Genomic DNA, 13,826 nt, shown 5'->3' on the forward strand with positions numbered 1-13,826 from the left:
GAAACGTATGTCACAGACCCTAACAGTGAAAGTGAAATTGATTCCAACAAAAGAACAAATCCGTTTATTAGAACAAAGTAGTCACGAATATATCAAAGTTATAAATACACTTGTATCGGAAATGGTTAAAGCAAAGAAAAGTACGAAAAAAAGCACAAAAGATATTGAAGCAAATATCCCAAGTGCGGTGAAGAATCAAGCGATTAAAGACGCAAAAAGTTTGTTTGCTACAAAAGTAAAGAAAAGCCATTATAAAATCATTCCGATTCTAAAGAGACCTGTTTGTGTATGGAACAATCAGAATTATTCATTTGACTCTACTCATATTTCAATCCCGTTTAAGAGAAATGGAAAATCGACTCGTGTAAAAATCCGAGCTTTATTAAGCGATAAAAACAATCGCAATCTGAATCTGTTAAAACATAAATTAGGTACACTTCGCATCACAATGAAATCGAATAAGTGGATGGCCCAAATATCTGTCACGCTTCCTACAAATGAAAGGGTAGGAACGAAAATTTTAGGAGTAGACTTAGGTCTCAAGGTCCCCGCGGTAGCAATCACAGATGATGATAAGATTCGTTTTTTTGGAAATGGTAGGCAAAACAAATGTAAGAAGCGTAAGTTTCGGTGTATTCGTAAGAAATTAGGAAAAGCCAAAAAAGTGAATGCGATTCGGCGATTGGATGATAAAGAACAAAGATGGATGCAAGATAAAGATCATAAAATAAGTCGTGAAATCATTAATTTTGCGATTGCAAATCATATTTCTGTCATTCGATTAGAACAATTAACGAATATAAGACAGACGGCAAGAACAAGCCGTAAAAACGAAAAAAACCTACACACTTGGTCATTCTATCGTTTGTCAAAATTTATTGAATATAAAGCGATATTAGCTGATATTCAGGTTGAATATGTGAATCCAGCTTATACAAGTCAAAGCTGTCCGAAATGCGCTGAAAAGAACAGGGCACAAGACAGAAAGTACAAGTGTCAATGTGGGTTTGAGACACACCGTGATATCGTTGGGGCGATGAATATTCGCTACGCAACTGTGATTGATGGTAACAGTCAATCAGCCTAAGCACCTATATGGTCTGGTTTAGGAGGGGCAATGAGATGCCCTCATCTTGAAGGCTGTTCAAAACAGAAATGGACTGCGAACGCTTAGTCATTCAAGAATCCCACCCGTAATTCCGTAAGGATTCGGGCTTGCGACTTTAGTCGTGGGAGTCTCAAGTACTCTTGAAGCGAAAGAAATGATTCAATTAAATAAGAGGCAAAAGATTATTGATATTGGAATTGGAACGGGTGCATTTGCTTCATTAGTAAGTGAAAATGAGGAAAAGCGTCGCTAGAAATGTTTGATTTGTGGGACATTGAGGACTTTCCTAATTATAAATACTTTTTCTGCTATAATAAATTAGTAGAGAGAAAGGAGTGATCCTATGGTTATGGCATTTCCTATATTAGAAACGGAACGCTTGCGCTTAGTTGAAATAGAACAATCTTATTGTCAAAAAATATATGAAATATTCTCATTGGATGAGGTAACGTGTTATTACGGTATGAATTCTTTTACTGAGTTTGGACAAGCTTCACGTATGATTGAATCTTTTTCGAAAAATTACTTTGAGAAAAAGGCAATGCGTTGGGGGATTGTATTAAAAGACACAAATACTTTAGTAGGAACAATTGGATTAAATAATTTACAACTTTGGAGTAAACGCTCAGAGATTGGATATGATTTGCATCCTCGTTATTGGGGGAATGGTTATGCTTTTGAAGCTGCTCGAGAAATTATTACGTATGGATTTCGAGATTTAGGTTTATTTAGAATTGGAGCTATTACATATCCTGAAAATATAACTTCGTGTAATATGTTATCTAAATTAGGTTTTCAACAAGAAGGGCTGTTACGCGGATACATTCATCAAGGAAATAAACAACACGATGCATTAATGTATTCTATTGTACGAACAGATGTAGAGGATATTCATTATTAATAAAAAAGCCCCTCTTATTTAAAATAAGAGGGGCTTGTAAAAATTAACCTATTTTAGGTAATAAACGTTCTCCACTTTTCATACTACTTTTACATAAAGGGCATTTAGGCTCTTCTTCAAATGAAAAGTTCTTTCTCATCCATCCTAAACAATCCTCTGATTCACATTCCCAAACAGGGGTTTGTTCTGGTGGTACTTCTGCTACATCGTTCTTTCGATTGCGATACATGTAACCACTCCTTTTATGTAAAAATTTTTAGTTATATATTAAAAAGGTTGTTAACCGAGCTGGTAACAACCTTTTTATTGATTGAATTATAGCTTTACAACGTTTTTAGCTTGAGGTCCACGGTTACCGTCTTCAACTTCGAAGCTAACTTCTTGACCTTCGTCAAGAGATTTGAAGCCGTCGCCAGTGATAGCTGAGAAGTGAACGAACACGTCGCTACCGTCTGCAACTTCGATGAAACCGAAACCTTTTTCGCTGTTAAACCATTTTACTTTACCTGTTAATGTCATGGTAATGCCTCCTAAAATTTAAAAAGATTACAATATGATCGGCCTTATTCGATTGAAAATAAAAGTTCACATATTATCAAAAATCCATAAGGAGTACAAAACATTCCTGATTGATACTTGATAATATGCAAAGAAAGTATAATGTTAAATTGACCTTAATTACTATCTTACAACAAATGGTGGGAAATAGCAAGTGCTGGTAATACCAATAAGTAATATGAGGAGAAATTGGTAAAAGGCACAAAGACATCTCTTTTATTTATATATTATTCCAAATCTGGATTTATTCTAAACCAAGATCATTTATATTAAAAAATAAGTTTAAAGGAAAGGCTATATATATTTTAATAATACTGAGGAGTACAATAATTAGGAGGGGATAGAATATTGCAAAATAAACAATTTAAAATAATTGAAGCAGCAAAAGAAGGAAGAAGAAAAGTTCATCCTATTTTAGCTGTACTACTAGCTATTGTATTTTTAACTTTAGGTGAATTTTTTATGTTATTTATGCTGTTTTTACCGAAAGCAGATACATCATTTGTAAAGGCAATTTATAATAATATTGAGATGATATTAGCGTTTGGTGGGACTATATTTTTTGTTTTTTTATGGATTAGGTTTGTAGAGAAAAGGTTATTTTCATCCATTGGTTTTTGGAAAGTGCAATGGATAAGAAAGTATTTGAGAGGTGCGTTAATAGGATTTGTCTTTATTTCAATACCAGTAATTGTACTTGTGTTAACAGGGATTGTAAAACTACAAATGCAACAAATTACGGCAACCGCCATATTTGGTATTGTAGGATCTTTAATTGCTTTTTTAATACAAGGTGCAACGGAAGAAATTATTGTACGAGGCTGGTTATTTCCAGTTATTTCTGTTAGAAGTCGTATATGGGTTGGGATTATAGTGACGTCCTTTTTATTTGGTTTTCTGCATTTACTTAATCCTGGTATTACAATTCTTTCAATATCGAATATAATATTAGTTGGTGTATTTGCAGCATTTTATGTTTTAAAAGACAGTAGTCTTTGGGGGATATGCGCGTGGCATTCAATTTGGAATTGGGCGCAATATAACGTCTATGGTTTTGCGGTTAGTGGCATGACGATATATTCAACGCCGCTATTTAAACCTGTAACAAATGGGTCAGAAGTACTTCACGGAGGCACATTCGGAATTGAAGGTAGTATTATGACAACAATAATGCTTGCAATTGCTTCAATCGTTTTATGGAAACAGTTATGGGGGCGAAAAGCGAAACAAAGAATTATTAGCTAATGAAAGAGGGAGAAAATATGGGGATTATAGCGTTTGAGGGAGCGAGTGCTGTTGGTAAGAGTACAACATGCCGTGAACTAGAAAAAAATTACGGTGCATTTATTATTCCTGAAGTTAACTTTTTATTTGAAAGACCAAAAAAGGCACATAGAACATGGTATTTTGAAAAACAAGTAGAGCGCTGGAATATAGCAGTGCAGAAGTCGCAGCAATATGAGTTAGTAATACTTGATGGTGATATTTATCAGCCACTTAGTTATAATTGGTGTTTCCATTTTGATATATTTAATCAGCCGTTATCTTTAATAGAAAACTTTTATAAAGAAAAGATAATTAACGAAGAAATTGGTTTTCCAGATCAATATTTTTATTTATATACAAGTGAGGAAGAGCTTAGAAAACGGAAAGAGTCGGATGGGACGAGAAAAAGAAGAAACTTTGAAAAACATTTACATATAGCTAAACCGTTCCAACGTTATTATGAAAACTTAAATAATGTTACAAAAGGGTACTGCAAGTTAATTGGGGCGAAAAATGTAAAGACGAATGAAATGGAGATTATGAAAAGTTTAAAGGATTTGAAAGTGAATGAAGAAATACGGTTTGATGTTTCAAGGTTAGATGCTATAACGTGGTGGTTACAAGAGAATCGTGCATATTAAAAAGAAACGGGTGTCATATTGCAGTGACCCCTGTCAAGTAGACAGTATTTAAAAAGCGCAACTAAGCAACCTGAGTTCTATATTTATATGGACTCAGGTTATTTAATTTCTTTTGAAATCTTTGATGGTTATAAAAGTGCATATATTTACGCACGGCAAGTTTGACCTCATTCGCTTTATGGAAGGAGTGTAAATGAAAACACTCTGCCTTAAAGTGACTGAAGAAGTTTTCCATACAAGCATTATCCCAACAGTTGCCTCTTCGAGACATACTTGCCTTCATCTGATATTTTTTAAGTAATTGATTATATTGACGAGATGTATACTGGGACCCTTGATCACTATGTAAGAGGATTCCCTTCACATTTCGTTTTTTCTTTGCCTTTTTCAGTGTATCTAACACAAGTTTTAAGTCGTTTCTACGACTGGTTTCATAGGCAACAATTTCATTATTGTATAAATCCTTAATAGCGGATAAGTACAAGCGCTGTCCATTGAAAATCAAATAGGTAATATCGGTTACCCATTTCTCATTCGGTTTTGAAGCTTGAAACTCCCTATTTAGATGGTTCTCTGAAATCACATAAGCTTCTTTTTTTCCGTAATAAGGTCGTTTTTTCCTAATTACGGCTTTGATACCTAGTTCACTCATCAATCTTTGGATGCGCTTATGATTCAAATGAAGGTTATATGTGGCTTTCAGCCACACTTGTATTCTTCTATATCCATAAATTCCTCTTAATTTTTTATGACACGCCAATATCTTTTTCTTAATTTCGATATCCTCTGATTGTTTTTTTGAAGGCGTCGTATGCCGTTTTATCCAGTTGTAGTACCCACTTCTGGTTACACCAGCAATATCGCATAGAATGGTCACTGTATAACCTGTTTTTGTCATTTCATGGATGACTTCGAATTTTTTCGTTTTGGATACGACTTTCATTCCTCCTTTTACATCCCTAAGAGCTTTTTTAACATTTCATTTTCCGCTTCTAATCGTCTGATCTTAGCTTCTGGATCTTCGGGTCTAATCCTTGGTCTACCTAAACCTGGTCCTTTTGCTTTACCGCGTTTTTCTTCTAGTCCTTTGATTCCTTCAGCTTCAAAGTGTTTCATCCAACGACTTACAACCGAGTGATGAATACCTAATTCTTTCGCAATGGTTTTATAGCTCATGCCTTCTTTTAAGTATAAATCTATAGCTTTTTTCTTAAATTCTACATCGTAAGTGACTCTAATTTTCCCCATAAAAAAATCCCCTCCATAGTAAACAGGTTAATGTGCTTTCTTTTTCCTGTCTACTATAAGGGGATCATATCATATAAGGCGCTCGTTTTTTTATTTAAGTGCAATATTTTTTCATCTACTTTATAAGTGGAAATAGTATAAAGTTTCGTAGTTTTAAATGAAATACTTAGTATATGTATTAAAGATTAGAGAAGAAATTTTATAACGTGACAGAATAATCTTTTAATTTATCTGAAAAAGAAATACAATATAAGGAAATGTATGAAAAGTTTTGCTATATAGTTTAAGGAGGAATAGGTGCATCAAAAGTAATGAAAGTATTGATAAATTTATTAAAATAATTCTATTAATGTAAATAATGATAATTTATGAGAGGAGACTTAATTTAAGCATGAAGAAAGTTATTATTTCGGATCTAGATGGGACTCTATTAAGAAGTGATAAAACAATTTCAGAGAAATCTATTAATATTTTGAGGGAATGTAAAAATAAAGGGGATAAATTGATTTTTGCTACGGCAAGACCTCCAAGAGATATAAATCGGTATATTCCCAATGCGTTAAAGAATGACATTATCATTTGTTATAACGGAGCAATTGTTCTTAAAGGTAATGATATTTTATATAAAAAGGAGATTTCTAAGAATAATATTTTAGAAATCATAGAAAAAGCAAAAAAATATAACCTTAATCATATTTGTATTGAAATAAATGATAAGCTGTACTCAAATTTTGATGTTACTGATTACTTTGGTAATGTACATTGTGAAGTTATAGACGTAAAAGAGCTAGAATTCGAAAAAGCTTTTAAAGTGATCATTTGTAATAAGGGTTCAATAGATAAGAATTTAATTAAAGAACTTCCTGTCGAATGTAATGCAGTCATTACGGATGACGGAACATTGTGTCAAATTATGCATGCGGAAGTTTCAAAATGGAATAGTATTCAACATGTTCTTCAGCACATTAATTGTGACGTATCTGACGTAATTGCATTTGGAGATGACTATAATGATATGGAAATGATAGAGAAATGTGGCATTGGTGTTGCAATGAACAATGCTGTTGAGGAATTAAAATCCGTCGCTAAATTTATTGCCAAAAGTAATGATGAGGATGGAGTTGCTACATTTCTGGAAAGTAATAGTTATATTTATGTTAATTAGTATGAAAAAATGAATTGCAGTAAGTTGCGAAAAAAGAGAAGCTATATCTGTTTTTAATAGATAGAAATTATGAAAAGGGCTATGTGGGAGGAAATAGGCGAGATGAAAACATTATTTAAAATAATAGGAATTATAGCTGGTATGGCGGTAATCGGGGTAGGTGTAACGTATGGTATGCTGTATTATCTGAATAATAGTAAACCAGCTGCGAAAAGGGCATCACCAGCCGCTCCGGCAGTAGAAGTGCTAGCTGATAGTAATGTAAAAGCCGAAGATGCAAAGTTGTCGGAAAATGGAAATCATTCATTGCCGAATAGTGGTTTTAATAAAAATTTCAAATGGACAGATGAGAACATACAGACAGCATTACATGAAATGGCACATCAAAAAACGAAAGCTGATCAAAAATGGGGTTATATTTTTATTACACAAGAACGTATTGAAAGTTTACTTGAAATTATAAATAGTAATGATGTTGCACAAAAAAGTACATATGTGGATATTTTAGAACGATGGAAACAAGGAAAATATGAAAAGGTTGATGTGGACCACAACAAGATTTGGAAATTGCAAAGTGGGAATTTAGGAGAAGGAAAAGGAGTAATGTCAGAAAAGGAGCAAAAAGAATTAATTAATCAAGTTTTTATACAAAAAGGTACATATTCAGGTAGTAAATTAATTGCAGGTGAGGTACAAGCTAATAAATAATATACATATTGATTTTGAAACACCTTTACTGTTATGAACACAAATGTTTTAACAAAAATGAGTAACTGCTTTTTAGAGCAGTTACTCATTTTTGTTATTACTCGCTTACTTTTCTATTCTATTCTCTCTAATAATGTAAGAAACGATTGTAAAACTGGTGATATCCACCTAGATTTATGATAGATTACGTGGCTTTGAATGACGGCTGGAGTTTCGATGGGCTGAAAACAGAGTTGTTCTTTTTGATAACTTTCTTGTACAACGATGTAAGGGAGAATAGAAATTCCTAACTCACACATAACGGATTGTTTAATGACTTCAACATTGGAAGTCTCAAATGTTTTATTAGGATTTCTTCCGTTTTGACGTAAAAAACGATCTACCATTGGTCTATAGCCACAGCTTTGTTCTGTAAATATAAATTGAGTATCTTGTAATAAAAGGAGTGGATCAGTGTTTGAAGGGAAATGAGCAGGGAAAATCCATCCAAATGTTTCATTACATAAATTGCACGTAATAAAATCATTATGCTCTATACTTTCTCCAATTATGAAGATAACATCGGTTTCTCCTTCATGTAGTTTTTTCAATGCTTGCTCATTGGTATTTGTCTCAAGTACGATATTTACTTTCGAATTTTCCTGTTTGTAAGTACGTAATAATTGTGGTAACCGATACACTGCCAATGATTCATTAGATGTAATAGTCAATGTTCCTTCTAAATGGTCACTGTTTTGAGGGATTTCTTGCGCTTTATCATAAATAGTAAGTAATTCTAATGCGTACGGATGAAATTGATGACCTGCTTTTGTAAGAAGTATTTTTTTTCCTAATCGATCGAATAGAGGAATGTTTAAATCGTTCTCTAATGCTTTAATATGGGCTGTCACAGTAGATTGCGCATAACCTAATGCATGAGCAGCTTTAGAAAAGCTGCCATATTTAACAATGGCACAAAATGTTTTAACATGTCTCATTTCCATAAATGATACCTCTTTTATTATCATGATTTGTGAATGATTATATCATGTATTTCAATTTTTCAAATCATTAAATTTCTTTTAAAATTAAGTTGTGGAGAAATTCATTCAAGTGAAATTGGAGGAGAAAAAATGAGTGAAAAGAGCTATCATGTAGCTGTAGTTGGGGCTACAGGCGCAGTAGGGCAAAAAATCATTGCATTGTTAGAGAGAGTAACGAAATTTAATATAGAAGAAATTACATTACTCTCGTCAAAACGATCTGCTGGTAAGATAGTACAATTTAAAGGGCGAGAGATTAAAATACAAGAGGCAAAATCAACTAGTTTTGAAGGTGTAGACATTGCATTTTTTAGTGCTGGAGGAGAAGTTTCTAGACAATATGTAAATCATGCAGTTTCTAGTGGTGCAATCGTAATTGACAACACAAGTGAATACCGAATGGCACACGATGTACCACTCGTCGTTCCAGAAGTAAATGCACATACTTTAAGGGAACATAAAGGGATCATTGCAGTTCCGAATTGCTCAGCACTACAGATGGTAACAGCTCTTCAGCCAATTCGAAAATCATTTGGTTTAGAACGAATTATTGTTTCAACGTATCAAGCCGTATCAGGCTCAGGAATTCATGCGATTCATGAATTAAAAGAACAAGCTAAGTCAATGCTTACAGGTGAAGAAGTGAAGAGTACTATATTACCAGCGAAAAAAGATAAAAAACATTATCCAATTGCATTTAATGTATTGCCGCAAGTGGATATATTTACAGACAATGATTTCACATTCGAAGAAGTAAGGATGATTCAAGAGACGAAGAAAATTTTAGAAGATCCAAATCTAAAAATGGCAGCTACTTGCGTCAGAGTTCCAGTTGTATCGGGGCATTCTGAATCAGTTTATATTGAACTTGAAAAAGAAGCGACCGTTGCAGAAATTAAAGAAGTACTACTGAATGCACCAGGTGTTATTTTACAAGATAATCCTAGTGAACAAATTTATCCAACGCCATTATATGCAGAGGGTAAAAGAGATACATTTGTAGGTAGAATACGTAAAGATCCTGATACATCAAAAGGATTCCATCTTTGGATCGTTTCTGATAATTTATTAAAAGGTGCTGCTTGGAACTCAGTTCAAATCGCAGAGACATTGGTGGGAAATGGGATTATTTAGTATGAATTTATATAAATATTGAAAATAGAAGGATATTTGGGAAACCGTTAATTATAATGGTTTCCCAGTTCTTGCTTGATGAGTATTTTCCTAACTTCAATTAGAATTTAATTTAAGTTAGTTTTTATAATGTTTTTATAAATATCAATTTTATCTGCAGAGAATTTTAAAGCTCTAGGCTCTCCGTTAATTGTGAGATTAATATTAAGTGATAAAGGCATTTCAACCGTTTTCACTACATCTTCTATAGCAATATACTCATCTTCTTTTTCGTTATAAAAAACAATGGAACTAATTAATACCTCATTATTTTCAATATCGATACTACACATCATAGGGAATTTCTCATTATTATGTATTATTAATTCGCCCAGTACTATTGAACCGTTTAACTCTTCTGTAAAATTTATTGTTTCCACTGGTTTTACCCACGTTTCATCGCACTCTTCGTTTTCCTCTTCATCTATTGCCCATTCCCATATTGGGTTTTGTTTCAAGTCTTCAATAGTTAATTCGCCAACTGGTTTGCTTTTATTCATAAATACTTTCCTCTCTTATCATGATAAATGGATGATTAAAAAACTTATTCTTTAACTGTTCAATGCGGCTATTTGTAATCTTATAAATACAAGTTTGCTTATTTCAAAAAATAGTTGATAGCCAATAAGTAGTTTCAACGTAGAGTTTTATCCATTTGGAATTATTTAATATAGTTTTGAAATGTTATACGCACATTAACAACATTTCGAATGTATGTTCTTGAAGTGATTTTAACAAGGTTTTGAGTAGACATCAAATAATATTTAGTTTAGCCAGTTGAAAAGAAAAAAAGAATGTAATAAAAGGAATTAAATGGTAAAATAAAGGGGGTGGAAATAGACAGGAGGGATTGCCATTGCTACAAGCTATGTTACCAATTGTTCTAATCCTTTTTCTAGTCGCTTCGATGTATATAACTTATCAAAAAAGAAAAAAAGCGGGGATAAAAGGGTTAAAAAGTTCATTAACTTCTATTTGTTGCTTTTTAATTGCAATCTTAAATCTGTTTGCATATTGGCTTCATTTTGGCGGTATTTTTACTTGGCTAGTCTCAATTGTATTGTTGCTAGTAGGGGTGTATTTTACAAAATATATTCCAATCTCAAAAAAGGTGCACTAATATTATATGAGTTTTTATGTAATGTTTTATTTCAATGTGCTATAGATGCCTTTAAATCAATGCTTTTGAACATTTCGATATGTGTTTGCAAACACATATCAAAATATACTCTTCGCGAATGTTTTCACTGCATCTTCTTGCATATTGGGTAAGACATGAGAATATACCCTTAAAGTTAAAGAGATATCAAATGCTAATGACAGAATTCATGAAGTTTGTAAAGTGCGAGAACGAAGGTGTTTTTGACATCAAGCAGATGTACAGCGCGGAAAAAGCTTTCAAGAAAATGCAGAACCACCGAAATCTACATTTTGCTTACATGGGTATGCGAGTAAATGTAGCTGGCAAGTGGGGGACGATCGTTGGAAACTGGAAAACTAATTTGTTCGTTTTGTTCGATGGGGAAATAGAAGCGTACAACTGCCACCCTTATTGGGAAATTGCTTAATTCGATGAAGAGGGCAATGTGGTTCATAGCTGTCAAAAGGGAGAGTATGCGATATAAGTAAAAAAGGACGAGCAGTCGTACCTACTGTCCTTTATAGGAGAAAAATTATTCTGGACTAGAACTACGAATAACCAGAAAGCGCGCTTTTAACCAGTGTTGTCAAAGATGTAATAATCTATGCAACAAAAAAGCTTAGTCGGAATTCAAAACACTAAAATGGCTTGCATTGGTAAACAGGCTCAAAAGTAGTATATGCAAAATGAAAAATTCCATACAAAAAGCAGACAACAATTTTGGTTGTCTGCCAGTGAGTCGAATGAGTTAGCTAATTGTGATAAATTGCTTTCCCATTACAAGAAGAGTGAAGCTGCTAGTTCAAACAGCTTGTAGGTAGTCTTTTCGATATTAAAAAAAATATACAGAGAAAGCAGATAAGTGACGAATCTACCTGCTTCTGCTGTAACAAAAGAAAGAAGTATTAGCCGTGGATACGGCGGCTTGAAAATAGTATGTATTGGTTTTGAAAAAATATTCAAGGAGTGAAGGGAAATGGGATCGGGACAAATTTGAGGGCTATTCACTCGAACAGCTTCGTACCCGTCACAGTCGTTATCCTATTGTGACGGGTATCTGACTTATATTATTGAGGGAACGGGACGGAAGGATGCCACGGTATTGTTGCAGGAATCCAGACGAACCTGCGCGCTTACCCCAGCATTCGCGAGCTGCGTCACGGCATTCAAGATAGCAGATTTTCTGCCAGATTTGACGGCTACGTTATAGTTCACGACTAGGGGACGAACTGGGTCCTGAGGGGGAAATCGATTGAGAATCGCTTGATGATAGGTTGTTTTTAACGTGACGTTCGCTGTCAGCGTGATACCTTCTATAGTAATGCCAGTCAGCGTTGTCTCGTTAAATGAGGTGAGTTTGACTGTAAGCATGTAACGGTTTTGCATATTTATTTTTCCTTTATTATTAGACTTAATTTATTTTATGCTTGTCTAACAATTTAGTGTAGACACTTGCATCATAATAAGTAGAAAGATATATAAGATTATATTTTGATAAGGCGTGGAGATTAAAAAAAGGCAGTTGAACAAAAACGTTATTTGAATAAAAGCTAGTGGACTAGTTTTTAACACTCACTGAAAGTAATACTCATAATATACTTTGTAATAACTTATATGGAAGTGAGTTGAATACTAATGTTTTATTCATATTTTGATACCCGAGATAGAATGCGTCCGTATGGTACGGCGGGTATTACGTATAGCGGAGCACAAAGTACAATTCAAGCTGTTCAACAAGCGTTACAAGCACAGCAGCAAATGCAACAAATACAGCAAGGCACACAACCGTACTATTCATCTATGGAGTATTATTATCCAATGCATCATATTACACCATACGGAATTTCTGTTTCAACAATTCCATATGGAACTGTATACAACTTATAAAAATATGCGGGGAATAAATTTGAATATTTATATAACGGCGTAAGTACAGAGCGCCCTTATAAGAAATGATTTGTATCTGATGAATTAATATTCAATTAAATGTGTAATTAAGGTTAATATAAAAATTTTATTTTGTATGTATTTGAAACACGAAAAGAGCACTTAATAAAGTGCTCTCATGACGAGATCATTCACTCAAAAGAAAGGAATACACCATATCATACGAAAATCTTTTGAAATGCTCTTGGGTAAATTAATTATTATTTGTAAAAAAAGCAGTTAGCAAAAGCTGACTGCTCATCTCCAAGGGGAATTCGGAGTTTGGTATTTAAATGACGGAATTTTAGATTTTATTCAGAGGGGAAAATAAAAGCTAGGATTTCTCCTAGCACTCAAACATAAGTCGTAGGGAAGGGTTTAATGTAGAACGTATGTCGCACTTTTAATATATAACAACTTCGGGATATTTTGAACAACAACGCTAATTTAAACAAAAAAGAACACTGTTTAACAGTGTTCAGTTACTGATATAAATTGTTATATGATACGTGTAATCCATCTTACTCGCTCTGCCTTGTGGCAGGGCTTTTTTATATAATAATATAAATTAAGTAGTTAAAGAGGTGTGTTTAAATGAGCTGGGAAGAATCATATAGAAGAGAGCAACCATGTCCATGTGGTAAGGGAAAATATATTGAAATTATGAAGGTGTATGCAATAGAAGAAATATAAAAAAGTGCTAACACGTATGCGGAATAGACATAAAACATCGCTGATTTGCCATTCATAAAAATAGACTTTTCTTAGCAGAAATCACTAATTATAAATACTTATAAAATTAGCTCTGATATAGCAGATATTGAAGCGAAGAAAAATAAAGATGGGAGTGCATATTGGAAATACGAAGATGACCAAACAAAGTTATGGAATATACGACTATAAAGCTAGAAAATGATGACATAAATCTAGATGTTATTGTTTAAATTTATATTTTATAATTTCCATTTA

Annotated in this window: 18 protein-coding genes and 1 pseudogene; 11 read left to right on the forward strand and 8 right to left on the reverse strand. The window is 33.4% G+C overall.

Annotated elements, in window-relative coordinates; translation table 11 throughout:
• Positions 1–7 precede the first annotated feature (7 nt).
• From MHI07_RS11280 to MHI07_RS11290, 3 genes are all read left to right on the forward strand, one after another.
• Positions 8–1,087, forward strand: a complete 1,080-nt coding sequence (locus MHI07_RS11280) for an RNA-guided endonuclease InsQ/TnpB family protein (protein ID WP_340823749.1) — start codon at positions 8–10, stop codon at positions 1,085–1,087.
• Positions 1,088–1,229: 142 nt separating this feature from the next.
• Positions 1,230–1,361, forward strand: coding sequence for a hypothetical protein (locus tag MHI07_RS11285; protein ID WP_265340942.1), 132 nt, complete (start codon positions 1,230–1,232; stop codon positions 1,359–1,361).
• Positions 1,362–1,457: 96 nt separating this feature from the next.
• Complete coding sequence (locus MHI07_RS11290) at positions 1,458–2,009, forward strand: GNAT family N-acetyltransferase (protein WP_340826896.1); 552 nt, start codon at positions 1,458–1,460, stop codon at positions 2,007–2,009.
• Between the two features lie 43 nt (positions 2,010–2,052).
• Here the strand turns inward: MHI07_RS11290 and MHI07_RS11295 are convergent, their stop codons facing one another.
• Positions 2,053–2,238 carry a cold-shock protein gene (locus MHI07_RS11295; RefSeq protein WP_000286202.1) on the reverse strand — a complete coding sequence of 62 codons (186 nt, stop codon included), beginning with the start codon at positions 2,236–2,238 and terminating at the stop codon, positions 2,053–2,055.
• Between the two features lie 86 nt (positions 2,239–2,324).
• On the reverse strand, positions 2,325–2,528 hold the full coding sequence (gene cspD / locus MHI07_RS11300) for a cold-shock protein CspD (protein WP_002012849.1): 204 nt from the start codon (positions 2,526–2,528) through the stop codon (positions 2,325–2,327).
• A 387-nt stretch (positions 2,529–2,915) separates the two neighbouring features.
• Here cspD and MHI07_RS11305 point away from each other — a divergent pair, with 387 nt between their 5' ends.
• Together MHI07_RS11305 and MHI07_RS11310 are read left to right on the forward strand one after the other, a co-directional pair.
• Positions 2,916–3,812 (forward strand): CPBP family intramembrane glutamic endopeptidase, encoded by an 897-nt coding sequence (locus tag MHI07_RS11305; RefSeq protein ID WP_340823754.1) that lies wholly within the window; start codon positions 2,916–2,918, stop codon positions 3,810–3,812.
• On the forward strand, positions 3,812–4,474 hold the full coding sequence (locus MHI07_RS11310) for an AAA family ATPase (RefSeq protein WP_215558459.1): 663 nt from the start codon (positions 3,812–3,814) through the stop codon (positions 4,472–4,474). The genes MHI07_RS11305 and MHI07_RS11310 overlap by 1 nt, the downstream gene beginning before the upstream one ends.
• Positions 4,475–4,535: 61 nt before the next feature.
• Here MHI07_RS11310 and MHI07_RS11315 read toward each other — a convergent pair whose 3' ends face one another.
• A complete protein-coding gene (locus MHI07_RS11315) occupies positions 4,536–5,417 on the reverse strand; it encodes an IS3 family transposase (protein WP_215582334.1) in 882 nt (293 codons plus the stop codon).
• A gap of 8 nt (positions 5,418–5,425) precedes the next feature.
• Positions 5,426–5,722 carry a transposase gene (locus tag MHI07_RS11320; RefSeq protein WP_215578889.1) on the reverse strand — a complete coding sequence of 99 codons (297 nt, stop codon included), beginning with the start codon at positions 5,720–5,722 and terminating at the stop codon, positions 5,426–5,428.
• 391 nt (positions 5,723–6,113) lie between these two features.
• Here MHI07_RS11320 and MHI07_RS11325 point away from each other — a divergent pair, with 391 nt between their 5' ends.
• Entirely contained in the window at positions 6,114–6,887 is a 774-nt protein-coding gene (locus MHI07_RS11325; protein ID WP_340823759.1) for an HAD family hydrolase, read from the forward strand.
• A 102-nt stretch (positions 6,888–6,989) separates the two neighbouring features.
• Positions 6,990–7,595 (forward strand): PRK06770 family protein, encoded by a 606-nt coding sequence (locus MHI07_RS11330; RefSeq protein WP_340823762.1) that lies wholly within the window; start codon positions 6,990–6,992, stop codon positions 7,593–7,595.
• 113 nt (positions 7,596–7,708) lie between these two features.
• On the opposite strand, the gene MHI07_RS11335 is transcribed toward MHI07_RS11330, so the two are convergent.
• A complete protein-coding gene (locus MHI07_RS11335; RefSeq protein ID WP_340823764.1) occupies positions 7,709–8,578 on the reverse strand; it encodes a LysR family transcriptional regulator in 870 nt (289 codons plus the stop codon).
• A 129-nt stretch (positions 8,579–8,707) separates the two neighbouring features.
• Between MHI07_RS11335 and MHI07_RS11340 the strand changes: the two genes are divergently transcribed.
• Positions 8,708–9,751: an aspartate-semialdehyde dehydrogenase gene (locus MHI07_RS11340; protein ID WP_340823766.1), complete on the forward strand. Its 1,044-nt coding sequence runs from the start codon at positions 8,708–8,710 to the stop codon at positions 9,749–9,751.
• Between the two features lie 107 nt (positions 9,752–9,858).
• Here MHI07_RS11340 and MHI07_RS11345 read toward each other — a convergent pair whose 3' ends face one another.
• Positions 9,859–10,290: a hypothetical protein gene (locus tag MHI07_RS11345; protein ID WP_340823768.1), complete on the reverse strand. Its 432-nt coding sequence runs from the start codon at positions 10,288–10,290 to the stop codon at positions 9,859–9,861.
• Positions 10,291–10,646: 356 nt separating this feature from the next.
• Between MHI07_RS11345 and MHI07_RS11350 the strand changes: the two genes are divergently transcribed.
• Positions 10,647–10,910, forward strand: a complete 264-nt coding sequence (locus MHI07_RS11350; RefSeq protein WP_002200505.1) for a hypothetical protein — start codon at positions 10,647–10,649, stop codon at positions 10,908–10,910.
• Between the two features lie 98 nt (positions 10,911–11,008).
• Here MHI07_RS11350 and MHI07_RS29375 read toward each other — a convergent pair.
• Positions 11,009–11,098: pseudogene (locus MHI07_RS29375) on the reverse strand (tyrosine-type recombinase/integrase); the annotation flags it as partial.
• Between the two features lie 20 nt (positions 11,099–11,118).
• Between MHI07_RS29375 and MHI07_RS11360 the strand changes: the two are divergent.
• The gene (locus tag MHI07_RS11360; protein WP_340823773.1) at positions 11,119–11,358 is read left to right on the forward strand and encodes a hypothetical protein; all 240 of its coding nucleotides are present in this window, start codon (positions 11,119–11,121) and stop codon (positions 11,356–11,358) included.
• Between the two features lie 635 nt (positions 11,359–11,993).
• On the opposite strand, the gene MHI07_RS11365 is transcribed toward MHI07_RS11360, so the two are convergent.
• Positions 11,994–12,317 (reverse strand): hypothetical protein, encoded by a 324-nt coding sequence (locus MHI07_RS11365; protein ID WP_340823775.1) that lies wholly within the window; start codon positions 12,315–12,317, stop codon positions 11,994–11,996.
• Between the two features lie 249 nt (positions 12,318–12,566).
• On the opposite strand from MHI07_RS11365, the gene MHI07_RS11370 reads away from it, so the two are divergent.
• Positions 12,567–12,818, forward strand: coding sequence for a DUF3947 family protein (locus MHI07_RS11370; RefSeq protein WP_340823778.1), 252 nt, complete (start codon positions 12,567–12,569; stop codon positions 12,816–12,818).
• Positions 12,819–13,826: the final 1,008 nt, after the last annotated feature.

This window comes from Bacillus sp. FSL H8-0545 (assembly GCF_038006105.1).
GTDB classification, from domain to species: domain Bacteria; phylum Bacillota; class Bacilli; order Bacillales; family Bacillaceae_G; genus Bacillus_A; species Bacillus_A cereus_U.

Bases quoted from the DNA above. Each gene is read 5' to 3' on its own strand.
- MHI07_RS11280 (WP_340823749.1), top strand. From the start codon at position 8: ATGTCACAGACCCTAACAGTGAAAGTGAAATTGATTCCAACAAAAGAA.
- MHI07_RS11290 (WP_340826896.1), top strand. From the start codon at position 1,458: ATGGCATTTCCTATATTAGAAACGGAACGCTTGCGCTTAGTTGAAATA.
- MHI07_RS11295 (WP_000286202.1), bottom strand. From the start codon at position 2,238: ATGTATCGCAATCGAAAGAACGATGTAGCAGAAGTACCACCAGAACAA.
- cspD (WP_002012849.1), bottom strand. From the start codon at position 2,528: ATGACATTAACAGGTAAAGTAAAATGGTTTAACAGCGAAAAAGGTTTC.
- MHI07_RS11310 (WP_215558459.1), top strand. From the start codon at position 3,812: ATGAAAGAGGGAGAAAATATGGGGATTATAGCGTTTGAGGGAGCGAGT.
- MHI07_RS11315 (WP_215582334.1), bottom strand. From the start codon at position 5,417: ATGAAAGTCGTATCCAAAACGAAAAAATTCGAAGTCATCCATGAAATG.
- MHI07_RS11320 (WP_215578889.1), bottom strand. From the start codon at position 5,722: ATGGGGAAAATTAGAGTCACTTACGATGTAGAATTTAAGAAAAAAGCT.
- MHI07_RS11325 (WP_340823759.1), top strand. From the start codon at position 6,114: ATGAAGAAAGTTATTATTTCGGATCTAGATGGGACTCTATTAAGAAGT.
- MHI07_RS11330 (WP_340823762.1), top strand. From the start codon at position 6,990: ATGAAAACATTATTTAAAATAATAGGAATTATAGCTGGTATGGCGGTA.
- MHI07_RS11335 (WP_340823764.1), bottom strand. From the start codon at position 8,578: ATGGAAATGAGACATGTTAAAACATTTTGTGCCATTGTTAAATATGGC.
- MHI07_RS11340 (WP_340823766.1), top strand. From the start codon at position 8,708: ATGAGTGAAAAGAGCTATCATGTAGCTGTAGTTGGGGCTACAGGCGCA.
- MHI07_RS11345 (WP_340823768.1), bottom strand. From the start codon at position 10,290: ATGAATAAAAGCAAACCAGTTGGCGAATTAACTATTGAAGACTTGAAA.
- MHI07_RS11360 (WP_340823773.1), top strand. From the start codon at position 11,119: ATGAAGTTTGTAAAGTGCGAGAACGAAGGTGTTTTTGACATCAAGCAG.
- MHI07_RS11365 (WP_340823775.1), bottom strand. From the start codon at position 12,317: ATGCAAAACCGTTACATGCTTACAGTCAAACTCACCTCATTTAACGAG.
- MHI07_RS11370 (WP_340823778.1), top strand. From the start codon at position 12,567: ATGTTTTATTCATATTTTGATACCCGAGATAGAATGCGTCCGTATGGT.